This is a genomic window from Streptomyces sp. B93 (assembly GCF_018070565.1).
Classification (GTDB): Bacteria; Actinomycetota; Actinomycetes; order Streptomycetales; family Streptomycetaceae; genus Streptomyces.
The window spans coordinates 28,086-49,153 of the sequence record NZ_JAGPXL010000047.1 but is presented as its reverse complement, the minus strand read 5'-3'; the positions used below and the strand labels follow the sequence as shown (position 1 = coordinate 49,153).

Below are 21,068 nucleotides of genomic sequence, written 5' to 3'. Positions count from 1 at the left end.
AACCGGCTCAAGCGCCACCGGGCCGTCGCCACCCGCTACGACAAACTCGCCGTCCGCTACGAAGCGACCGTGCTGATCGCAGCCATCAACGAGTGGCTGTGACCAGCACTTTCACAACAGGCCCTAGCCGCCAGGTGCCTCCCGAAGCCGTGCCCAGTAACAGTTGGTCATCAAGTTAAATGTTGAACAGTGCCTCTTCCTGAGGATTGGATTCGGGTGCGAGGACGGCGCGAAGGCGGCTGATACTCAGCCGCCACGTCGGGCCACTTGGTGTCTCATCCCAGAGTTCGGCGAGCTCAGACTCCTCGGCGACCACCCGGTCGAGTGCCTCGACAGCAAGCGGTCGAAGATCGTCGGCGAAAGCCGGAAGGGCTTGCTCGGGCCCGTAGCTTGTACTGATCGGTTCACCGCCCGGGCACTGTGCCGCGATAAGGGCGGCAGCTGCGACAGCCTCTGCGCCTTCTGGGCTTTCGAGGTAGTCCCGGGCTTGGATGGTGCTGCTGAGCGTCGCTCGAACAAGGCCCTTGCGCTTGTCCGGGGCTGTCTCGTCCAGGGTGTAGGCGAAGTCCGCAGCCATGTCGTTCTCGAAGGGGCCGATATCCCAAGTTCCCATGGTGGTCTCCTCGCTGACGTGCGGCGATCATTGCAGCGACCACTGACAGCGGCTGTCATGAGGAAGGCAGGACGCGCTTCCGCAGGAAGGTGAAGCCTGCGCGACCGAACACCTGGCGCTTGATGTGGTTCAGGTCCCGGTGATCTACGAGGGCACTCTCTCCAGGGCGGAATCAACACGCAAGACGTGACAGGAAATCCGCGGGCTGGGGCAGCCGGGAGACGCTGGACATCGTCCTGGTTGAAGCCGGGCTGGTGGTGGATGTCGGCGTCACCTGGTCGATGACGATCTCCCACTCACCCACGAAACGCTTGACTCGGCCGGGCCCGGGCAGGGGCTGGCATTTCTGCGAGCCACCCTGGTCCACCCGGTCCACATCGGTGCCCTTCCGGCACGCAATGAGTCCCTGGCAGGCTTGCATCCCTGGATGGAGCACACGCTCACGCCGCTACCGGCGCAACACCGCCGAACCCTGCACATCTACGCAGATAGGCCCTCTTGCGACGGGCCCGACGGCGGGCGGCCCGAGGGCGCTTCACGCCGGCCAGCGCGGCAGCGGTACGCAATGCCATTCGCGGTACTGCCGCATTTCTCACCTGGCTGGATGACCACGACATACTGCTGGCCAGCCTGACTCAAGGCGACATCGACACGTGGCTGTCTGAGCGCCGGGATCGCCGCCATGTCCGGCTGTTCCTACGCTGGGCCCACGAGCGTCGTCTCACTGGGGACCTTGAGCGACCGCCCTCCCGATGAACCCCACTGCTGGTGCAGCGAGTCCGAGCACTGGACGCACCTGCGACGCTGTCTGCATGACGAAACGCTGCCCCTGGATGTGCGGGTGACAGGGGCCCTATGCTGCTGTACGGAACGCCGATCACACGCATCGCTGTTCTCACGCGCTCCGACCTCACGGGCGGCAGCACGCCTCACCTGCGCGTTGGCGAGCATCCCGTGCCGCTGCCGCCCGCCGTCTACCAGCTTCTGCAGCGTCAGGCCGACCAAACCGAGCCGATCTCGGCGGTGGGCCGTATCACGCCGCGTCCGGGCTGGCTTCTCCCCGGCCACGCCGCTGGAACTCGCCACTCAGCCCCGACCCTCCCCCGCAAGAGGCGTCTCCACTGCTTGCCCGCCCGCCCCAGCCGGTGTGCAGGTGGACCTTCGCGGCGGTCGCGACAAAGCTCTGGTTCTGTTGAAGGAAGACGGTGAGAGTCTCCCGCAGCCGCGCGACACCTTCGTCGTCCTGCGCCTGACTCCGGGAGCGGTGAACGACGTGACCTGGTGGGCCCGCTCGGCCCCGATGACGGCGACCTGGTGAGCTCGCAGGGCCTGGCGGTGTGTCGCACGGAAGCCCGCGAGTCCTGTCCCGACCGCGCCGATCGCGGCCTTCACCTCACTTCCTGCCTCACCGAGGACTCGGGCCAGGCGGTCGAGGTCGACACGTGTCCCTGCCCGCAGCGGTATCCAGCCCCAGCCGAGCGAGCGGTCCTGCGGGACGAACAGCGGCGAGGACTCCGAACCAACCTCCTGGGCTATGGAGCTGGTCAGCTGCCCGAGACACTCCAGCGGGCCTGGTGATGTCATCCGTTCGTCCGCCCAGAGGACGAGTCCAAGGTGCTCCTGGCGGAGTCGGTAGCCAAGGATCTGCTCCGCCGCGGCCGTGTCCAACTCGTCTCCGGCGAGGAGCATGCTCAGCGTGACCGTGCGGATCGTGCTGCGATTCGCCAGCCACCGCTCCCGCTCAGTCTCGTACTCCGCAACGACCTGCTCGGAAACCCGGTCGATGTAGGCGAAGGCGGCATCCTGGAGCATCTGCAACGCCGCGAAGGAGATCCTGCCGTCCGGCTCGACGCCGGCCAGCTCCCCGGCCACCCACTCAAGGGCGCGCCGGTGGCCGAGGAACTTCTCCGAGCCGCTCCTGCTCGTCCCGGTCTTCGCACTGCTGATGTTCGGGCCGGTCCTGGGCAACCTGCGTCCCGACCTCGTCTCCTTCCTGCCCTCCATGCGCCAGTACGCCGGGAACTGGGCCTCGGCCGTGTGGGCGATGAAGCCCGGCGTGGAGGAGCGGCTCAACGAGCTGCCCGGCGTGGAGAACCAGGTCGACCAGCTGCAGCGCATGATTCCGACTCCGTACGAGCATGACGATGCCGAGATGACGTTGCAGAAGGCACTCGCCTGGCGCTCGATGCACCGCCAGGGGCGTGGCCTGTTCTCGCTCCTGTACGCGCACCTCGCCGACATCGAGACACGCACCGTCCGCGAGGGGGAGTCCGTGTGCAACACCATCCTCGGTTTCAACTTCGGCGACGGCCACATGCATGACGCCCGCCTCGTCGCGGCCGGGCAAAGGCGCCTCGGCCTCAAGCCCGGCGACCTGGTCGTGGTCTGGCTCGAGTCCCAGCCCATCCACCGGCGCACCCAGCGGTACCAGGTGATCGACGCCGCGCTGGGCGTCGTCGAGCGGGGCACATGGAAGGTCGCCGACTGCGTGGCGGAGCAGCCGTGGCTGCCCAACGGTCCCGTTCCGCTGAGCGTCACCTGGACCGCCGCCGGCTACCACCGTCGGCAGCCCCTGGGAGCAAACCCGAACCGGCCCGACGAGACACCCGTCTGACCCCTCGCCGGCTGCCCCCGACCCTTGAAGGACGTTCCATGCACTTCGCATCTCTTCCCTCGGCGCGCGCCGACGCCCGGTTCGACAGCCCGTGTCTGTCCGACGAGACCGTCGGCACGCTCACCAACCAGGCATTCGCGGCACGGGTCGAGGCAGCGTCCTGCGTGTTCGCGTCCCACGGAGTGGCTCGCGGCACGGTGGTCGCGGTCCGATTGCCGAACCGCGTGGACCTCGTGGTCACGCTCTTCGCCGCCTGGCGCCTCGGTGCCGCCGTCACACCGGTGAACCCCGCCCTGGCCCACGGTGAGGCCGAGTACCAGGTCACCGACTCCGGGTCGCGCGTGCTGGTCACCCACGACGGCCTGTCGCTGGAGGGCGTCACGACGCTCGCGCCCGAGGACCTCACCGCTCCCTGTGCAGGAGTCGACGACGGCCCGGCCGAACCGGACTTCGACGACCTGGCCCTGCTCGTCTACACGAGTGGCACCACCGGACGCCCCAAGGGCGTCGAGCTCACCCACGCCAACCTCGACGCAATGACGGGAACAATGGTCGAGGCGCTGGCACTCGACGAGGACGACCACGGCCTGCTCATCCTGCCGCTGTTCCACGTGAACGGCATCGTGGTCAGCGTCCTGTCGCCCCTGCGCGCGGGCGGGCAGGCGACCATCACCGGCCGCTTCAACCCTCAGACCTTGTTCGCGACCCTCGAGACCGCGCGTCCCACCTACTTCTCCGGAGTCCCGGCGATCTACACGATGCTCGCGAACCTGCCCTTGGAGGTCGAGCCGGACACCAGCTCGCTGCGCTTCGTCGCCTGCGGAGCAGCACCGATGCCAGCCGCACTCATCGCTCGGGTCGAGGAACGCTTCGGCGTGGTGCTCATCGAGGGCTACGGCCTCTCCGAGGGTACCTGCGCCTCGACGAGCAACCCGCTCCACGGTGTCCGCAAGCCCGGTACGGTCGGCCTCGTCCTCCCCGGCCAGACGGCCGCCGTCATGGCCCCCGACGGCACCCTGGTGCCGCGGCGCGAGCGCGGCGAGGTCGTCATCCAGGGGCCTGCCGTGATGCGCGGCTACCTCAACAGGCCTGAGGAGACCGCCAAGGCCCTCAAGGACGGCTGGCTGCACACCGGCGACGTCGGCGTCCTCGACGAGGACGGCTACCTGCGGATCGTCGACCGGGTGAAGGACATGATCATCCGCGGTGGCGAGAACATCTGCCCCCAGGAGATCGAGCACGCCATCCACGCGCACCCCGCCGTCCTCGAGGCCGCGGTGGTCGGCCGCCCCCACCCTGTCATGGGTGAGGAGCCCGTCGCGTTCGTCGCCCTGAGGGAAGACGCGACCCTCGACGAGGACGAACTCGTCGCGTTTCTGACGCAGCGGATCGCGAAGTTCAAGCTGCCGACTTTGGTGACCTTCATCGACGAGGTGCCGAAGAATCCCCTCGGCAAGTTCGACAAGCCGCGTCTGCGCACCACCACCGCATCGACGAGCGCATCAACCGTGAGGTCGAGTGAGGAGACATCGTGACGACTGCAGTCGTCGTCGGCAGGGGTCCCAACGGTCTTGCGGCTGCGCTCGTACTGGCCGATGCCGGGATCCGGGTGCGCGTCGTCGAGGCTGCCGACACCCTGGGAGGCGGCACACGCTCGGCGGAACTGACCCTTCCGGGACTCGTGCACGACGTGTGCACGGCGATCCACCCACTGGCGGTTGCCACGCGGTTCTCCAGGGCGTTCGACCTAGCCGAACACGGCTTGTCGTGGGTGGAGCCGCCAGTGCAGTACTCCCACCCGCTCGACCACGGACGCGGCGCCGCCGCCTACCGATCGGTCGAGGAGACCGGCCGTCACCTCGGAGGGCGCGACGGCCGCACCTGGACCCGCGTGTTCGGCTCGCTGAACGACCGTTTCGACACGATCGCCGACGAGTTCCTGCAACCGGTGCTCCACATTCCAAGGCATCCGCTCCACCTCGGCCGTTTCGGACTGTACGCCGGGCAACCTGCCTCACTACTGGCCCAATGCTGGCACCACGACGAGGCCCGCGCTCTGCTCGCCGGGCTCGCCGCGCACGCCTTCCGCCCGCTCGACGCCGTCGCGTCCTCGGCAATCGGCGTGGCACTCGGCACGGCCGCTCACCGGTACGGCTGGGGTGCCGCCGTCGGAGGCTCGGCCGCCATCTCCACGGCGATGATCGCCGCGGCGCAGCAGCGGGGCGTGCTGTTCGAGACCGGGCGCACGGTCACCAGCCTTGACGATCTCGGACCCGTCGACCTGGTCATGCTCGACACCGCTCCCGGCGCCGCGGCCGACATCATCGGTGACCGACTTCCACGGCACGTCGCACGCGCGTACCGCGCCTACCGCCACGGCCCGGGCGCCTTCAAGGTCGACTTCGCCGTCGAGGGTGGTGTGCCGTGGACGCACGAGCCGAGCCGGCACGCCGGCACTGTGCACGTCGGCGGGACGTTCGAGGAGATCGCGTCAGCCGAGGCGGCCGTCGCCCGCGGCCGCATGCCGGACCGGCCATTCGTCCTGGCGGCGCAGCAGTACGTCGCCGACCCGTCGCGGTCCGTCGACGGTGTGCACCCGTTCTACACCTACGCCCATGTGCCGGCCGGCTACACCGGGGACGCGACGGAGGCAGTCGTCGCCCAGATCGAGCGCTTCGCGCCCGGCTTCCGCGACCGCATCCGCGGCACGGCCGTGTGTAGCACCACCGAGATGACCCGCAAAAACGCCAACTACGTCGGCGGCGACATCGTGGCGGGCTCCAACCACCCGCTGCAGCTCGTGTTCCGCCCCCGCGTCACGCTTCACCCCTACGCCACCGGAGTCGACGGGGTCTTCATCTGCTCGGCCGCCACACCTCCTGGAGCCGGTGCACACGGCATGTCGGGATACTGGGCGGCACAGGCCGCCCTACGCAAGGTCGAAACCGCAAAGTAGTGGCGCTCCGATGGGCCGCGAGCTGACGCTGAACTCGTCGACGAGACACGGCCACCAGGCGGCAGAGCCACGTCATTGTGTTAGCCGTTGTAAGGGTTTGCCGGGAAACAAGTCGTGGCTTCCAGCTGTGGGACTCGTTGTTCTGGGGCCCGCAGTCCGGCTCGCCGTTGCGCGGCAGCCTGTCGAAGACCGGAGATCCGGGCCGAAACCGTGGACAGGGTTCTCCGTGGTCGGCCCTCGTCCCGTCCGTCCTCCGTCTCGGCTGGCGGGCTGCATGCGTCAGAGCGTCGCGTCGGGCGCCGCTTTCCTGGCGGGCTGGTCCAGGGCCGCCACCAGATGGCCGAGATCGCGGCGGCGAGAGCCTGCGTTCCACACAGCCCAGGTGCGCCGGACGATGGGGTGACCTACCAGCGGGAACCAGGTGACGAAGTCGGGCAGGGGCTGGGACCAGCCTGGGGGTGCCAGGGTGAAGGCGTGTCCGGCGCTGACGGAGGCGAGTTTGACCTCGGCGATCAGTGGCTGTCCGTCGGGGACCTGTGGGCCTGGGTCGATACCGTGGCTGCGCAGGATGGCGGTGAGTTCGTCGTACCAGGCGGGGCTGCCGGAACGGGGGAAACCGACCCAGGCGAGTGCGTTCAGCGCGTCCAGGCGGATGCCGTCGGGGCCGGCCAGCTCCGCGGCCCGCTCGGCCGCGAGCAGAACACCCAGGCGCTCCTCGACGACCAGCATGGCGTCGAGTTCCTGCCCCTGGGGGCGTTCGCGTAGCAGGCCGAGCTCAAGGTTGCCCTGGTGCAGTTCCGTGACCTGCGCCGAGGTGGACAGGTGCCGGGCTTGGACCCGCGTGTCGGGGTGGGCGGCGGACAGTTCGAGCAGTGCCTTGGACAGCAGGTCCGCGGGTAGTTCCAGGGGGATGCCGATCCGAAGCGTGGTCGCGCTCTCCCCGGTGCGCGCGGTCATGACCGCGAGTGCCTGGTCGTAGCGGGCCAGTACGGCACGTGATTCCGCGAGCAGCAGCAGGCCGGTGTCCGTGGCCTGCACGCCCGTGGAGGAGCGGATCAGTAGCTGCTGACCGAATTCGCGTTCCAGGGCGCTCATGGTCTGGGACAGGGCGGGCTGGCTGATGTGCAGCCGTCGTGCCGCCGCCGACAGGCCGCCTTCTTCCACCACGGTGACGAACGCGCGCATCGCTCGGATTTCCATGCCCCTATCGCATCACGAGCCGCGAGCGGCGGGTCAGGCGCGCTGCGTGGCCCGATGGTGGCGTGGCTGTCCGTGCAGCGCGGCGCTTTCGGTTTCCGGGCGGGTCCAGGGCGGTGCGGCCGCCGCTGAGGCGGTCCGCGGGAACCCGGTAAGGGCTTGCGCCGTGCGGCGGCATGCCCCGCGCTGCGCCATCACCCATTCTTAGACGTCATCTCATTTGGATCGGTAGCCTATCGGTCGTGGTTTCGATCGTTGAGCGGCTGGTGCCGGATGAGTTGTGGGAGCTGTTCCAGCGGGTGGTCCCGGAGGCTCCCTCGCGGCCTCAGGGCGGCGGTCGGCGTCGGCATGGCGACCGGGAGGTGTTGGCTGCAATCGTGTTCGTGGCCACGTCGGGCTGCACGTGGCAGCAGCTGCCGTCCGCGTCGTTCGGGCCATCGGGAGCGACGGCTCACCGGCGCTTTTCCGAGTGGTCGAAGGCCCGGGTGTGGGCAAAACTCCACCGCCTGGTCCTCGATGAGCTTGGTGCCCGCGGCGAGCTGGACTGGTCCCGCTGTGCGATCGACTCGGTGAACATGCGGGCCCTGAAAAGGGGGAGCTGACAGGTCCGAATCCTGTCGACCGGGGCAAGTACGGCTCGAAGATCCACCTGATCACCGAGCGGACCGGTCTGCCCCTGTCCGTCGGGATCTCGGGGGCGAACCTGCACGACAGTCAGGCGCTGATCCCGCTGGTGAAGGGGATACCGCCGATCCGCTCCCGGCGCGGACGACGGCGGCGCAAACCGGGAAAGCTCCACGCCGACAAGGGATACGACTACGACCACCTGCGGCGATGGTTACGCAGGCGAGGCATCAGGCACCGCATCGCCCGCAAGGGCATCGAGTCCTCGACTCGCCTGGGCCGCCACCGCTGGACGATAGAACGCACGATGTCCTGGCTCGCAGGATGCCGCCGACTGCACCGACGCTACGAGCGCAAAGCCGAGCACTTCCTGGCCTTCACCAGCATCGCCTGCACCCTCATCTGCTATCGCCGACTCACCAAATGAGATGGCGTCTTATGACAGCCCTCGGCAAGCCCTCTGGCCAGGCGCTATGCATGCTGCTGCGGCAGGAGTTGAGTAGGGCACAGGGCGGAGCGACCGCCCGAGTCCACTTCAGGAGCCTTCCATGTCCCAGCAGAACCCTTCCTACTTCACCGCGTTCAAGAACCTGGCGATGAGCCGCACGGAGTCGGGCGTGCTCACGCTGCGTTTCCACACCGACGACGGTCCGGCCACCTTCACCGGTGAGACGCACACCGACTTCCCTCGTGCTCTCTTCGAGATCGGCGAGGACCGCGACAACCGGGTTCTGGTGCTGACCGGCACCGGTGACCGGTTCATGACCGACATCGACGGCGCCAGCCTGGGCGACATCACCAAGCCCGCCCAGTGGGACCGCACTGTCGCCGAGGGCCGCCGCGTCCTCCAGCGCCTGGTCGACCTGGAGATGCCCGTCATCGCCGCGGTCAACGGTCCCGCGTCCGTCCACAGCGAGTATGCCCTGCTGGCGGACGTCGTCATCGCCGCCGACACGACCGTCTTCTCCGACTTCCCCCACCTGACCTTCGGCATCGTCCCCGGGGACGGCATCCAGATCGCCTGGGAGGAGGCCCTAGGCGTCAACCGGGCCCGCTATCTGACCCTGACGCAGGGCTCCTTCACGGCCGAGCAGGCCGAGCGCTGGGGCGCGGTGGCCGAGGTACTGCCGCTGGAGCAGGTCCTGCCCCGCGCCCAGCAGCTCGCCGAGGACCTGGCCGCCAAGCCGCAGCTGCTCACCCGCTATCTCGCCGTCACCCTGCGCCAGCGCATCAGCCGCCGCATGGCCGAAGGTCTTCAGCTCGGTATGGCTCTCGAGGGCCTCACCGCTGCCGACCTCGCCTACCAGCAGCAGTGAGCGAGGATGTGATGGCACCCTCCCCCACCGACGGGGCCGGCAGCCTGCAGGTCTGGCTCGAAGCCCTCCACACAAGCTCCCGCCGCCTGGCCGACACCGTTGCCTCCCTGTCCGAGCGGGAGCTGAAACAGCCCTCGATGGCCGCCGGGTGGAGCATTGCGCAGGTGTTGTCCCATGTCGGCAGCGCCGCCGAGATCTCCACCGGCCTGCTTGAGCGTGGCATCGCGGGCGATGAGAGGGGGCCGGTACGGGAGGACCTGGAGCCGGTGTGGCAGCGGTGGAACACGTTGCCACCGCTGGCGCAGCGGGAGGCGTGGCAGGAAGCTGATACGCGACACCTGCAGCTTCTGGGCTCGCTCGACATGTCCCAGCAGATGCGGGTGCGTGTTCCGTACTTCGCCGGCCTGCTCAACCTTCCCGCCTACGCCGGGTACCGGCTCTCGGAGCACTCAGTCCACGCCTGGGACATCGAAGCCGCCCTCACTCCGGGCGCGACGATTCCGGTGGGAGAGGTGGATCTGTTGTGGGAGCGGCTGGACCTGGTCGCCACCCGCTTCCGTGACGCCACCACTCTCGCCCGGCTCGCTCCGGCACAGCTCACCATCGCCCTGACCAGCCCGGCCCGGACCGTGCTGCTGGACCTCGGTGCCGAGCTGCACCTGTACCCGTGTGAGCCGGCCGAACCGGCCGGCTCCGTCACGGGCGCAGCGGAGGCTGTGCTGCGTCTCGTCTACGGCCGCCACCAGCCCACGGACGAAGTCCAGGTGAGCGGCGCCGTCACCCTGACCGACCTGACGGCCCTCTTCCCCGGATTCTGACCTCGCCCGGCCCAGGTGGCCGATAGCCCCATGGCATCGGCCACCCGTGGCCTTCGCCCCTCCCCTCCCCGCACCGCAGGAGCAACCGCCCTGGGATGCGGGGACGAGAAAGGACCTCTTCCCACCATGGCCTCTCGACGCGTGCTCATCACGGGAGCCTCACGCGGCATCGGCCTGGCCGTGGCCGAACGCCTGGCCCGTCAGGGACATCGGCCCATCGGCCTCGCTCGGACCTCGACCAACGCCTTCCCCGGGGACTTCCACGAGGTCGACTTGTCCGATCGGGCAGCCACAGACGCAGCCCTTCGGGCTGTCCTCGCCCAGGGCCCCGTCGACGCCGTGGTCAACAATGTCGGTCTGGTTCGACCCGCATCCGTACACGAAGTCGAGCTGGACGATCTGCACGCGGTCTACGACATGACCGTGCGGGTCGCCGTCCAGGTGGTCCAGGCCGCCCTGCCAGCCATGACCGCGCACGGTTGGGGCCGCATCGTGAACATCACCAGCCTGGTCACCGTGGGCAAACCGGAACGCACGGCTTACGGAGCGGCCAAAGCGGCGCTGGACTTTTGCACCCGAGCCTGGGCGGGCGAGCTGGCCACGACGGGAGTGACCGTCAACGCCGTTGCCCCCGGACCGACCGAGACGGAACTGTTCCGTGCCAACAATCCTGCCGGGTCCCCCTCGGAGCAGCGCTACCTCGCCGGCATACCCTCCGGGCGGCTGGGCCGGCCGGACGACATCGCCGCGGCCGTGTGCTTCCTGCTCTCGCAGGAAGCGGCACACATCACTGGTCAAATCCTGCGCGTTGACGGCGGCGCGAGCACCGGCTGACCCACCGGCAGCGGCACGCACTGCCGCCCGAGCTCCAGACCCGGCAACGGTCACGGCTGCCGTGCGCCCGTGCGGGGCCGTCCAGCGCTCGCCGCTCCCTCTCCGCGCAACCCCTGAAACACCGACCCCAATCCGAAAGGACATGCGATGACTTCCCCCCTCTTGAACGGCAGCGTAGCCCTCGTGACCGGAGCAACCAGCGGCATCGGCGCGGCGACCGCGGCGACGCTTGCCGAACACGGCGCTCACGTCCTCGTGGCGGGCCGCAACACCGCACGCGGCGAGGAAACAGTGGCCGCGATCCGCGCACGTGGCGGAAAAGCCGACTTCCTCGCGGCCGACCTGCGCAACGCCGCATCCGCACGGTCACTGGCACAGCGCGCCCGCCAGGCAGGCGGAGGCCGGGTGGACATCCTCGTCAACAACGCGGGTGCATACCCGTTCCGGCCCACCCACGAGGTGACCGAGGAAGAGTTCGACGCCGTCTACGACCTCAATGTGAAGGCGAAGTTCTTCCTCGTCGCCGAGCTGGCACCGGCGATGGCCGAGCGCGGCGAGGGAGTCATCGTGAACATCAGCACACAGGTCGCGTCGTACGGTGTGCCGGGGATGTCGCTGTACGGATCCAGCAAGGCGGCAGTCAACCTGCTGACCAAAGCGTGGGCCGCCGAATACGGCCCCCACGGGGTTCGCGTCAACGCCGTCGGCGTCGGCCCGACCCGCACAGAGGGCACAGCCCTCATGGGCGAGGACCTCGACGCCCTCGCCGCACAGGCACCGGTCGGCCGCCCTGCGACACCCGAGGAAATCGCCTCCGCCGTCCTCTACCTCGCAAGCGCCGCCGCAAGCTTCGTACAGGGCGTGCTTCTGCCCGTGGACGGTGGCCGCACCGCCGTCTGACACCCCTTGGGCGCATGTTTCGGGCCCGCCTCGAGGCCCATTCGGCACCGGTTCCCGGCGCCGGGGGCGGCAGGTCACATCGCCTCCATCCGCTCACTCTCGGCGGACGTGTCAAGGAACGCCGACGGCGGGTGGCTGTGCGCCGAATGACGGCTGATGGCCGACCGGACCGAGCCGCGCCCGGCCTCCCTAGCCCTGCCGGCGATCCGCCCCGCAGGTCTGTCAGCAGGGCGGGGCATGCCGCTCCCGCTCCGGTTCCTCCCGTGTGAGGCCGTCCGGTTCCTTTCGGGCGACGCTGTACGCCACGGCGAAGCCCCAGGGGACGCCGAGGAGAAGCACGAGCGCGAGGGCGAGCAGCAGCGGAGCGGGATGATGGTACCGAGGACCACGACGATGACGGCCACCACGACGCTGGTGCGGGCGAGCGGCCGGTAGAGGCCGGGGGTCTCGTCCCAGGCCTGCAGGCCGACCACGAGCACCATCGTGGCGCACAGCACGACGGCGACACTCCCGCACAGCACCCAGGCGGCCGCGGCGGGTGTGCGGCTGTCGTGTGCGTACTCGACGAGCGTGGGCATCGCGGCGGCCATGGCGGTCATCGCCCCTGCCAGCGGCAGGTGGGTGAGGATCCACTGCACGGTGGCCAGGGGGGTCGCTCTGGGCCGGCGGTGTCCGGCGAAGTCGAAGTACGTCCACCACGCCCCGAATCCGACCACGACGGCGACGAGTCCGGTCGTGATGGAAAGAGCGCCAGGCGCGCCAGCCAGACCGTCGACGACGCCTTTGACGGTTTCGCCGAGCATGATGATGACGAGGAGTCCGAACCGCTCGGTGAGCGCGTCGGTGATGGTGAGGGTGGCCGCCACCCGGGCGGGCGGTGACGTGACGATCATGGCGGCGCACCCGGCGAGGTAGGCCATGGCGAGCGTCCCCTACACCAGCACCCGGCTGTGAGCGGGCAGGAGGGCACTGCCTGCGAGGACGACGGCGATCTCGGCCAGCGGTCGGCGCTCGGTGAGGGGCGGTGGGATCAGTGGTTGCGGAACGGTGCCCAGGGGTCGGGGAGGGGAGCGCTCGGGTCCTCACCCTCGGTGGACAGTCCCACGTAGGCGCGTAGGGCGGGGCGGGTACCGGGGACGCCGTACTGGGTGAACCGCTCGTGGAGGTCGGAGCCGAACGGCACGGGCTGGAAGTCCGCGGCGGTCAGCAGCTCGGCCAGGACCCTCAGCAACTCCCGGCGCCCAGGGGAGAGCTCGGCGAACACCGGTACGGTGTCCGCGGGGTCGAACAGGGCTTCCAGCAGGTTCTCGGCGCGAACCGCCAGCGGGCGGGGCACGACTCCGGTCTCCTTGATACGAGGCAGGGCACGGACGATCTCCAGGAGGACCCCGTCCGGGTCCTCGGCAGCGCCCATCAGGTGCAGCAGGCTGCGGACGGTGTAGCTGTGCAGGTCGCCCGCGTGGTGGGCGGTGGCGGTCTCGGGGGCCGGCCCGGCGCCGAAGGCCGCCAGCTCGGCGGCAATGCGCTCCGCCGGCGGCAGGCCGGATGCGGTGGCCGGGTGTGCGACCAGCAAGCGGGCCAGGGCGGTTGCGGCGGCCCAGCGCGGCAAGGGGTGCTCGTGGTCGAGGTGATGCCGCAGTCGGCCGTCCGGGTCGTGGTCGGCGATCAGCCCGACCGAGACGAGGACCGTGGCGACGCAGACTGGGTCCCGCTCGCCGTCAAGGCAGGCCAGCAATGGGAGCAGGGTGGCGTCGGCCCCGTCGGGGAACCAGCCGAGGAGGTACGCGGTCTTGGTGCGGATCTCCGGGTCCTGGTCGTCGAGCAGTTCGAGCAGGACGGGAAGCTGGGCGCGGACTGCGTCATAGGAGCGCAGTGCCCCCTCGCGGGCGTCGACGGGGTGCCCCGCCGCACAGTACGCCCGTCCCTCGCACAGGTGCTTCAGCCGCTCCTCGTCGGCCTCGGCGGCGATCTGCGCGTCGTACCAGCGCAGATTCTCTTCGCGGGTGCCATCGTTTGACGACGGCTACGGGGCTCCAACGCGCTCGCGACTCCGCCACGGGCCCTACCGCGCAGGGCGGCGGCCCACAAATTCCAGCCCTTGGATCAGGCCGGTCGATCGGAGGCGTACCGGGCGAGCGTGGTCTCTACCGCTTGCTCGACGGCGTAGCGGATGTCGGAGGTTGTGGGGTTCCAGTCGGTCAGCAGCATGCGGGGCCACAGGACGTAATTGGCGATCATCCCGAGGAACTGGTTGGCGGCGCTCTCGGCGTCCGAAACGTCGGCGTTGCCAGCCTCGTGTTCCGACTCCAGGTAGCGCTGGACAGAGGTGAAGTAGGGCAGCTTGCCGAGCTGGAACTGCATCCGTCCCAGTTCGGGGAAGCGAGGCAGCTCGGCGATGACGATGCGGAAGAGGGCTGTCATGCTGGGCCGGCCGATCAGGTCGGCGTAGCGGTGGCCGATGGAGGTCAGGCCGGAACGCAGGTCTCCGGCCTGAGGTCGCGCGACGGCGCCGGTGGCGTCACGCTGCCATGACTCGGTGACGATGGCCTCGAAGAGGGCTGCCTTGGTGGGGAACTGCTTGAACAGGGTGGACTTCGAGACGGCCGCCCCTTCGGCGATGCGGGCGAGGGATGTTCCGTCGTAGCCGTGGTTCAGGAAGAGGTCCGTGGCTGCGGAGATGATCGCCTCACGCTTTTGCTGGGCGAGACGGCGGTGGTGTGCGGAGAGCTCTGCTGCCATGTGTGCAGTATGCCCCAGATCCGAGGCGAGTCACTTGACTCGCCTCTTTGGGGTTGCCTACGCTGCAATGGAAAGGCGAGTCGAGCGACTCGCATCCGATGGCGGTGCCCGATGTCTCTTTGGTGCCACGTGATGAGGGAGTAGCGGATGACAGCCGACAGGATCGCTTTGGTGACCGGTGCCAACCGCGGTCTGGGCCGGAGTACAGCTCTTGCGTTGGCGGCGCGCGGGGTGCGGGTCGTGGTCACTCATCGCGGTGATGCGGCCGGGGCCGAGAAGACGGCGCAGCACGTGCACGCTACGGGTGGGACCGCCGCTGTCATGCGTCTAGATATCAGCGACGTCTCCTCTTTCGGAGCCTTCACTTCCGAGCTGAGCGCACTGCTTGAGCGCTGGGGGGCTTCGCGGCTCGATATCATGGTCAACAACGCGGGGGTGGGTGTCTTCGGCCCCCTGGAAGCTGTCACGGCCGACGACTTCGACACGGTATTCGGCACGAACGTGCGGGGCACGTTCTTCCTCATCCAGTCGCTTGTGCCGATGCTGGCGAAAGGCGCCCGCGTCATCAACGTCTCATCGTCTTTGACTCGCCACGCCAGCCCCGCGACCTCGGTCTACTCTGCCTCGAAGGCCGCCGTCGAGGCCCTGAGCCGCACTTTGGCCGCAGAGCTTGGCCCCCGAGGTATCCGGGTCAACTCCATCGCCCCGGGGCCGACCGCCACCGACTTCAACGGCGGTGCCATGCGGGATGACGCCGGTATGCGCCAGGGTCTGGCCGGGCAGACCGCGCTCGGCCGCGTCGGCGAACCCGAGGAGATCGGCGACGCCGTCGCCACACTGGCGTCGGAGGGCCTGCGCTGGATGACCGCCCAGCGCATCGAGGTCTCCGGCGGCGCCCTCCTCTGAGCGACCGGGCGAGCCTGTCCCAGGCCGCCCCGGATTCATTCCGCGCCGGTCTCGTCCTCGTCCAGCTCTGGGGCGTCCGGATCGCGCAGCGGGCGCAGGGCGCCGGCGGCTGGGGTCGAGGCGGTGAAGCTGTAGCGGCCGAGCAGGTTCAGGTTGCGGTGCTTGAGCGGGGACAGGCGGGCGATGTCCTCGTCCCGGATCTCGTGGCTCTCGGCGTGGAGCTGGGCGACGGCGGCGTCGATGTACTTCGTGGTCCAGAGCACGATGGCGTTGAGGACCAGGCCGAGCGCGCCGAGCTGGTCCTCCATCCAGTCGCGGTACGCCTGGTGGATGGTGCCGCGCTTGCCGTGGCACACGTCCCTCACCGGGAGGCTGCCAGGCCTGCTCGCCAACCAGCCGTCAGCGGCTGCCTCCGCCTCCCTCCGCCCTGCCGCAGACTGAGCGGCGCCTCGCTCGCGCCGGCCGGATGGGTGGCCAGGCTGGGGGGACCGCTGTGGGGCGCTGGTCCCTGTCAGCTCACGGCTTCCGCCCAGGTCGCCGACGCCGGATCCACCGGCTGATGGCGTTGCCGAGCCCGAGCGGCTCGCGGCCGTCGCGGCATACGACCGCGCCGATGCGCCGCTACGCGGGGACGGCCGCCTCGGTCCGGTCCGCCGCTCCTTCGCGCAGCCGCTCCAGCCGCGGCTGTCGACCGGTGCTCCGTGGTGCACTTCCGGGCCGCCTCGGCGTCCGCACCGTTCGGGCGGCAGTTGACCAGTCGGCGGGGCAGGCCGCAGCCGCCGGGCAACCGGCCAGCAGTCTGCCCCCTTTTGCCGAGGGCGGTAAGCCGCTGGCCCGTTGCTCGGGCACCAGCGGACGATGTTGCACCGCTGGGTGGTGCATCCCGGTTGCCGGCGTTCGGGCTGTCAGTGATCGGCTGGTGCCGGCAGATTCTGGCCCGCCGGGACGGGTGCATCGTGCCGTCTGGGCAGTCCACCGGAACGCCGTCGGCTGCACTCCCCGCGGACGGCGGGTCCCCCAGGCGCGTCGTGGACGAGGGTGGTGATGCGGTGCGCGAAGTCCGGCCCGGGCAGCGGGATCTCGAAGTCGTGGCGGAGGTAGCCGACGTCGACGGCGGTGGACAGATAGGTCATGAGCCGGTTGAGAGTGCGGGCTCGGCTGCTGCTGCGGGCCAGTTGGCGCAGGACGCGCAGCATGGTGGTGGGGCTGGTGCTGAGCGGGTAGGTGGCGGGCGCCCACTCTTCCGGTTCTGGATCGGTGTCCGGGAGGGGTTCGTCGTCGGTAGGGGCGGGGGTGGCGGTGGCGTCGGTCTGCTGGTGCCACCACTGGGCGAGGTCTTCTTCGCCGTTGGCCAGGTGGTGGAGGTAGAGGCAGTAGGCGGCGGCGCTCTGGCCAGCGCCGGCGGCGTACTGCCACCAGAAGCGGGCGCCGTCGTCGGTGTAGGTGAGCTGCATGACGCAGGCGAGTGCGAGAGCGCTGCGGGGTGCGGGAAGCTGGTCGGCGACGAAGTCGGCGACATCGGTGTTCGGGGTGCGGGCGAGGACGGTCTCGCACAGGACCCGCAAGTCTTCGGCGGCTTCGGTGGCCTCACTGCCGGTCGCCTGCGCGGGGGCTGGGGGGTGCGGTGTCTGGGGCTGGTGGGCGGTGTCGCAGGCGGGCGGGACGATGTCTCGGGGACGGTGCGGTCGCAGACCAGCAGAGCGCGCGACAGGATGCCTTCGATCGTGTTCATGAAGGGGTTCCTTCGGTGTCGGGTGGGGGGCACAGGACGCTGTCGAGGAACCGGATCGCGTGCCGTTCGTCTGAGCGGACGGCGGCGAGCGGTACGCCGAGCAGATCGCTGACCTCGTCCTCGGTCATGCCGCCCAGGAAGCGCAGGACGATGACGTCGAGCTGAGGGGCGGGCAGCCTGCTCATCGCGCGGAGCAGGTCTTGCGTCTCAGCGAGCTGTTCCGAGGCGGCTTGGGCATGCTCAAGGCCTGACAGGTTGTGCAGGGCGAGCGTGTCGAATGCCGTGTGCAGGAAGTGGTGGCAGTTGTCGATGTGGGGGGTGCGGGACATCACGCTCGTGCGCAGCACGCCCCACCCGTGGCGGCGGATGTCGGGGCTGCTCAGAGCCTTGGCCCAAGCCAGCCAGAGCTGGTCGTAGGTTTCCTCCACGGCGGCCGCGCGGGCCGGGCCGGGCAGGAAGACGCTGGCGTAGAAGCCGTAGCCGGACTCGGTCAGGTCGCGGAAGCCGGTGTGGTGCAGGGGCGGGCTGTGCTGGACGGCGACGGTGGCGGCTGTCTCCGCGGACCAGGCGCGGGACTTGCGGCGGATCTCCGGGGCGGCCTGCCGCCACAGCCGGTACAGCGGGCCGGCCGGGAGCCGCACTTCCGCCGCGATCGTCGCCAGCAGCTCCCAGCGGGGGTACTTGCGGCCGCTCATCAGCTCCGAGATCTTCGAGCGGGCCATGTGCACGCGCCTGCTGAGCACCGTCATCGTCAGGCCGGACTCCAGGTAGGCCTGACGCACCAGCTCCAGCCAGGCGCGGTGCTCGGCCGGGCACTGGGCAACGATGGGCCCGAGCGGCCGTCCGAGCCGTCCCCGGCCCGGCGGCCCGGGCGGCTCGTCCGGATCGACCGGGTAGAAGGACGTCATGATGGCGTGTCCTCCTCGCGGTCCGGTACTGCCTCGACCCGGTGCCCGGATGCCGGGCCACTGCGGGGGCGGGCGGCGCGGACGATCTGCTGCGCCGTCACCCCCAGCGCCGGAGCCAGGGCCGCGATCGCCACGGCCTGGCCGACGAAGACCATCACCACACTCCACGCCAGAACGGCACAGGTAATGATCCCTATCGAACGAACTTCCACAAGGGACCTCCTGGTTGAGCATCGACCCGGGAGAGCTGGTCGCTTCCCACCCGCCAGTCCCATCCGGAGCGCTGGCAGGGAACTTCCGGGCCGCCGCGGGTGCCGAGTCCGCGGTGGCCGGGAAGGTCAACCAGGATTACCGGTAGCGGAGTTGTCACGCCACGTGATCATGGATAGCGGCCGAACCGTGCGGTAGTAGGTGACGATGTCCGGCGGTGCCACCGCGTCTGGACTGTCGGCGGTCAGTCGCCCGGCGGCCGGGCGGTGCCCGGGCGGACCATGGCGGCGTGCGGAACGTAGGCAAGGTTGATGCGGCGGGTGTCGTCGCCCGGCAGTTGCCGCCACACCTTGCTCTCCCCGTCCTGGACCTGGCCGGCCAGTGTCGCCGCCCAGGGCGCGGGAGACCTCGGCGTCGTTGCCCTGGACCGGCCTGTGCAGCGCCCACATCGCGAGTACGAGAGCGGCCACGCCCACCGGCAGGCTCAGCATGCCCGCGGTGTCGGTCGGCTGCAGACCGCCGCGGATGATCGGCCGGACCGCGTGCACGGTGCTCACCGCGACCATCAGGGTGCCCAGGACACCGATCAACTGCCAGTAGCGCCGCCGGCGGCGTCCCCCGAGACCTGCCGTCCCCCGATCATCACCACTGTGCTCTGACCGGACAGCCGGTTTTCCCAGCCGTGACCAAGCGGACGAAAACGGGCGCCAGTTGCACCCCTGTGGGGAGCGTCCGTCAGCGCGCGCACGGGCTTCACGCCAGGGCGCCGTCAGCTGGAGGTCAAGGGCTTCCCGTCTGGGTAACGCCTCGTGCGAATTGGGCGACGACGTGACGACGGTCTGGCCGAACGCCACCCTCGCACCAGGCCGGGTGGTGCGGTCGATGGATTGGTTCAGGGTGTGGACAGCTCGAACCGTGTGACGCGGACGGCGCCGCCGAGGGCCTGGGTGGCGTGGTTGAAGAGGGCGAACCGGTAGCCCATGAAGAACCGCCAGTCGTTGCCCATGGAGAAGGCGGGTCCGAGGCGGGTGAAGGTGATGCCGTCGGTGCTGTAGGAGAAGGTCCCGGGGCGCGGTGCGCCGGGGCGGATGTCCGCGTTCGCGCGCAGCCAGACGTGGCCGCCGGAGACGGGCGCGCTCGCGATCTCGGTGCCGGTGCCGGTGGTGTTCCAGTTGCTGTCCATGGTCAGCCCGGTCACCATCACCACCCGTGTCGCACCGCCGTCGCGCTTGAGGCCGATCCAGGCGGAGGAGTCACGCAGCAGCGCGAGCCCGGCCCGGTCGCCGTCCCGCATCGCGGAGTGGTCGAGCTGGACCGTGGCGGTGGAGGTGGGGCCCTGGATGCGGTGTGTGAGGGTGTTGCGGGCCCAGTAGAGGTCGTGGGTGACGGTCGCGGTCCGCAGCGTCAGGCCGTCGCCGACCGACCACTTGGTGTTGTCGGGGTTGTGGTTCCACTCCCATCTCGGTTTCAGGGCCGTACCGTCGAAGGTGTCGACGCCGGTCATCGGGGTGACCTGGCGGGGCGGGGTGGGAACGGCCGGACTGGGGTACGTGGTGCCCCACGCGCCGTTGACGAGCTGTACGACGGGCCAGCCGTCCGCTGTCCAGGTGACCGGTGCCAGGGCGGGCATGCGGCCGCCGGGGTAGGCGTCGACGAACGCCATGTAGTACCAGGCGCCGCTCTGCGTCCGTACCAGCCCGCCCTGGTGGGGGACGCCGCCGCCGGGGATCGGTCCGCGCAGGTCGAGGAGGACCTGCCGCATCGTGTACGGGCCGAAGGGACCGCTTGAGGACTTGAGGATGTACTGGCCGTTCGCGGGGCGGGTCAGGAAGATGTAGTACTGCCCGTTGATCTTGTAGAACCGGGCGCCCTCCAAGGTGCCGACGCTGGACGGTGTCCTGAACACCTCCTGCGTACGGACCTGGTTGCGGCCGTCGGGCGAGAGCTGGGCCACGCTGATGGTGGTGTTGCCGTACGCCACGTAGAGGGTGTCGTCGGTGTCGACGAGCAGCCCGGCGTCGTAGTAGGGGGTGCTGATCGTCGTCAGCCTGCTCCACGGCCCCTCCACCGCGGTGGCGGTGTAGAGGTACGTCCGGGCGAAGTCGATCTGGCCGAGCCAGTAGAAGGTCCTGTTGCTGGGCCGGTAGGCCAGTGACGATGCCCAGATTCCTCTGACATAGCCGCGGGCGCCGTTCAGGTCGTACTTGGCGCCGAAGTCGAGGACGGGTACCGAGTGACCGGCGATCTCCCAGTTCACCAGGTCGTAGGACCGCAGAACGGGCGCGCCTGGCGAGTAGTGCATCGTCGAGGCCGAGGCGTAGTAGGTGTCGCCGACGCGGATGATGTCGATGTCCGCGAAGTCCTGCCAGATCACCGGGTTCGTGTACTGCGCCGCGGCGGTCGCGAGGGCGGGCCCAGGGGGGAGGAGGGCGCCGGCGGCCAGGCCGGTGGCAGCCGCGAGCGTGCGGCGACGCGTGAGGGGTTGATGCGCCCATGACAGGTCCATGGAGGTGTTCACCTCTGGTTCATCGGTCGGAGGGGCCCTATCGCATTCGAGATACCGAACATCGTGCGACTTGTCGAGCAGTCTGGATGATAGGAGGCCAGCATGGCCCGTCAACCCTCCTCGCATAAGTCGTGCGCCGCTTCGCAATATTCGAAGCGGCTCGCGCGGGGTAGGCGCGACTCAGCCTTGCCCCTC

At 69.6% G+C, this 21,068-nt stretch carries 19 protein-coding genes and 2 pseudogenes; 10 read left to right on the top strand and 11 right to left on the bottom strand.

Translation table 11 applies throughout. From position 1 onward, the window contains the following. Window positions 1–102 (top strand): annotated as a pseudogene (locus tag KBY47_RS36800) (IS5/IS1182 family transposase); the annotation flags it as partial. 73 nt (window positions 103–175) lie between these two features. On the opposite strand, the gene KBY47_RS30480 reads toward KBY47_RS36800, so the two are convergent. Both KBY47_RS30480 and KBY47_RS30475 read right to left on the bottom strand, forming a co-directional pair. Beyond that, the gene (locus KBY47_RS30480; protein WP_210926813.1) at window positions 176–613 is read right to left on the bottom strand and encodes a DUF4259 domain-containing protein; all 438 of its coding nucleotides are present in this window, start codon (window positions 611–613) and stop codon (window positions 176–178) included. Between the two features lie 1,086 nt (window positions 614–1,699). Continuing rightward, the gene (locus KBY47_RS30475) at window positions 1,700–2,581 is read right to left on the bottom strand and encodes a hypothetical protein (RefSeq protein WP_210926811.1); all 882 of its coding nucleotides are present in this window, start codon (window positions 2,579–2,581) and stop codon (window positions 1,700–1,702) included. On the opposite strand from KBY47_RS30475, the gene KBY47_RS30470 reads away from it, so the two are divergent. The 3 genes from KBY47_RS30470 to KBY47_RS30460 are packed head-to-tail and all read left to right on the top strand — an operon-like array spanning window position 2,559 to window position 6,183. Then, complete coding sequence (locus KBY47_RS30470; protein WP_210926808.1) at window positions 2,559–3,227, top strand: DUF3556 domain-containing protein; 669 nt, start codon at window positions 2,559–2,561, stop codon at window positions 3,225–3,227. The two genes, KBY47_RS30475 and KBY47_RS30470, sit on opposite strands and share 23 nt — an antisense overlap. A gap of 38 nt (window positions 3,228–3,265) precedes the next feature. Continuing rightward, a complete protein-coding gene (locus tag KBY47_RS30465) occupies window positions 3,266–4,762 on the top strand; it encodes a class I adenylate-forming enzyme family protein (RefSeq protein WP_210926806.1) in 1,497 nt (498 codons plus the stop codon). Next, a complete protein-coding gene (locus KBY47_RS30460; RefSeq protein WP_210926803.1) occupies window positions 4,759–6,183 on the top strand; it encodes an NAD(P)/FAD-dependent oxidoreductase in 1,425 nt (474 codons plus the stop codon). The genes KBY47_RS30465 and KBY47_RS30460 overlap by 4 nt, the downstream gene beginning before the upstream one ends. Before the next feature lie 279 nt (window positions 6,184–6,462). On the opposite strand, the gene KBY47_RS30455 is transcribed toward KBY47_RS30460, so the two are convergent. After that, window positions 6,463–7,383 (bottom strand): LysR family transcriptional regulator, encoded by a 921-nt coding sequence (locus tag KBY47_RS30455; protein ID WP_210926801.1) that lies wholly within the window; start codon window positions 7,381–7,383, stop codon window positions 6,463–6,465. Window positions 7,384–7,631: 248 nt separating this feature from the next. On the opposite strand from KBY47_RS30455, the gene KBY47_RS30450 reads away from it, so the two are divergent. The 5 genes from KBY47_RS30450 (at window position 7,632) to KBY47_RS30430 (ending at window position 11,872) form a co-directional block, all read left to right on the top strand. Continuing rightward, window positions 7,632–8,431, top strand: a protein-coding gene (locus tag KBY47_RS30450) for an IS5 family transposase (protein ID WP_210920869.1) whose coding sequence is annotated in 2 segments (ribosomal slippage) — window positions 7,632–7,980 and window positions 7,980–8,431 — 801 coding nt in all. Because the reading frame shifts where the segments join, the coding sequence is not laid out codon by codon here. Window positions 8,432–8,552: 121 nt separating this feature from the next. Next, window positions 8,553–9,320, top strand: coding sequence for an enoyl-CoA hydratase/isomerase family protein (locus KBY47_RS30445; RefSeq protein WP_210926798.1), 768 nt, complete (start codon window positions 8,553–8,555; stop codon window positions 9,318–9,320). Beyond that, on the top strand, window positions 9,317–10,138 hold the full coding sequence (locus tag KBY47_RS30440) for a maleylpyruvate isomerase family mycothiol-dependent enzyme (RefSeq protein WP_210926795.1): 822 nt from the start codon (window positions 9,317–9,319) through the stop codon (window positions 10,136–10,138). The genes KBY47_RS30445 and KBY47_RS30440 overlap by 4 nt, the downstream gene beginning before the upstream one ends. Before the next feature lie 126 nt (window positions 10,139–10,264). After that, window positions 10,265–10,972 (top strand): SDR family oxidoreductase, encoded by a 708-nt coding sequence (locus KBY47_RS30435; RefSeq protein ID WP_210926793.1) that lies wholly within the window; start codon window positions 10,265–10,267, stop codon window positions 10,970–10,972. A 147-nt stretch (window positions 10,973–11,119) separates the two neighbouring features. After that, window positions 11,120–11,872, top strand: coding sequence for an SDR family NAD(P)-dependent oxidoreductase (locus KBY47_RS30430; RefSeq protein WP_210926791.1), 753 nt, complete (start codon window positions 11,120–11,122; stop codon window positions 11,870–11,872). Window positions 11,873–11,946: 74 nt separating this feature from the next. Here KBY47_RS30430 and KBY47_RS30425 read toward each other — a convergent pair whose 3' ends face one another. The 3 genes from KBY47_RS30425 to KBY47_RS30410 all read right to left on the bottom strand — a co-directional run bounded on the left by KBY47_RS30425 (window position 11,947) and on the right by KBY47_RS30410 (window position 14,611). Further along, the gene (locus tag KBY47_RS30425) at window positions 11,947–12,792 is read right to left on the bottom strand and encodes a low temperature requirement protein A (protein WP_247695467.1); all 846 of its coding nucleotides are present in this window, start codon (window positions 12,790–12,792) and stop codon (window positions 11,947–11,949) included. Window positions 12,793–12,902: 110 nt separating this feature from the next. Further along, window positions 12,903–13,445: a hypothetical protein gene (locus KBY47_RS30420; protein ID WP_210926789.1), complete on the bottom strand. Its 543-nt coding sequence runs from the start codon at window positions 13,443–13,445 to the stop codon at window positions 12,903–12,905. A 530-nt stretch (window positions 13,446–13,975) separates the two neighbouring features. Next, window positions 13,976–14,611, bottom strand: coding sequence for a TetR/AcrR family transcriptional regulator (locus KBY47_RS30410; protein WP_210926784.1), 636 nt, complete (start codon window positions 14,609–14,611; stop codon window positions 13,976–13,978). Window positions 14,612–14,758: 147 nt separating this feature from the next. Here KBY47_RS30410 and KBY47_RS30405 point away from each other — a divergent pair, with 147 nt between their 5' ends. Then, window positions 14,759–15,517, top strand: coding sequence for an SDR family NAD(P)-dependent oxidoreductase (locus KBY47_RS30405; RefSeq protein WP_210926782.1), 759 nt, complete (start codon window positions 14,759–14,761; stop codon window positions 15,515–15,517). A gap of 35 nt (window positions 15,518–15,552) precedes the next feature. Here the strand turns inward: KBY47_RS30405 and KBY47_RS30400 are convergent. The 5 genes and pseudogenes from KBY47_RS30400 to KBY47_RS30380 all read right to left on the bottom strand — a co-directional run. Then, a pseudogene (locus KBY47_RS30400) lies at window positions 15,553–15,879 on the bottom strand (Tn3 family transposase); the annotation flags it as partial. A gap of 543 nt (window positions 15,880–16,422) precedes the next feature. Then, window positions 16,423–17,082, bottom strand: coding sequence for a hypothetical protein (locus KBY47_RS30395; protein WP_210926780.1), 660 nt, complete (start codon window positions 17,080–17,082; stop codon window positions 16,423–16,425). A 163-nt stretch (window positions 17,083–17,245) separates the two neighbouring features. Further along, window positions 17,246–18,157: a sigma factor-like helix-turn-helix DNA-binding protein gene (locus KBY47_RS30390; RefSeq protein WP_210926778.1), complete on the bottom strand. Its 912-nt coding sequence runs from the start codon at window positions 18,155–18,157 to the stop codon at window positions 17,246–17,248. Then, window positions 18,154–18,315 (bottom strand): hypothetical protein, encoded by a 162-nt coding sequence (locus tag KBY47_RS30385; protein ID WP_210926823.1) that lies wholly within the window; start codon window positions 18,313–18,315, stop codon window positions 18,154–18,156. Before KBY47_RS30385 ends, KBY47_RS30390 begins: the two co-directional genes overlap by 4 nt. A 944-nt stretch (window positions 18,316–19,259) precedes the next feature. After that, window positions 19,260–20,873, bottom strand: a complete 1,614-nt coding sequence (locus KBY47_RS30380; RefSeq protein ID WP_210926776.1) for a glycoside hydrolase 43 family protein — start codon at window positions 20,871–20,873, stop codon at window positions 19,260–19,262. Window positions 20,874–21,068 lie beyond the last annotated feature (195 nt).

Excerpts from the sequence above, each read along its gene's own strand:
- KBY47_RS30480 (WP_210926813.1), bottom strand. The coding sequence starts at position 613 with ATGGGAACTTGGGATATCGGCCCCTTCGAGAACGACATGGCTGCGGAC.
- KBY47_RS30470 (WP_210926808.1), top strand. The coding sequence starts at position 2,559 with ATGTTCGGGCCGGTCCTGGGCAACCTGCGTCCCGACCTCGTCTCCTTC.
- KBY47_RS30465 (WP_210926806.1), top strand. The coding sequence starts at position 3,266 with ATGCACTTCGCATCTCTTCCCTCGGCGCGCGCCGACGCCCGGTTCGAC.
- KBY47_RS30455 (WP_210926801.1), bottom strand. The coding sequence starts at position 7,383 with ATGGAAATCCGAGCGATGCGCGCGTTCGTCACCGTGGTGGAAGAAGGC.
- KBY47_RS30445 (WP_210926798.1), top strand. The coding sequence starts at position 8,553 with ATGTCCCAGCAGAACCCTTCCTACTTCACCGCGTTCAAGAACCTGGCG.
- KBY47_RS30435 (WP_210926793.1), top strand. The coding sequence starts at position 10,265 with ATGGCCTCTCGACGCGTGCTCATCACGGGAGCCTCACGCGGCATCGGC.
- KBY47_RS30430 (WP_210926791.1), top strand. The coding sequence starts at position 11,120 with ATGACTTCCCCCCTCTTGAACGGCAGCGTAGCCCTCGTGACCGGAGCA.
- KBY47_RS30425 (WP_247695467.1), bottom strand. The coding sequence starts at position 12,792 with ATGGCCTACCTCGCCGGGTGCGCCGCCATGATCGTCACGTCACCGCCC.
- KBY47_RS30410 (WP_210926784.1), bottom strand. The coding sequence starts at position 14,611 with ATGGCAGCAGAGCTCTCCGCACACCACCGCCGTCTCGCCCAGCAAAAG.
- KBY47_RS30405 (WP_210926782.1), top strand. The coding sequence starts at position 14,759 with ATGACAGCCGACAGGATCGCTTTGGTGACCGGTGCCAACCGCGGTCTG.
- KBY47_RS30390 (WP_210926778.1), bottom strand. The coding sequence starts at position 18,157 with ATGACGTCCTTCTACCCGGTCGATCCGGACGAGCCGCCCGGGCCGCCG.
- KBY47_RS30380 (WP_210926776.1), bottom strand. The coding sequence starts at position 20,873 with ATGGACCTGTCATGGGCGCATCAACCCCTCACGCGTCGCCGCACGCTC.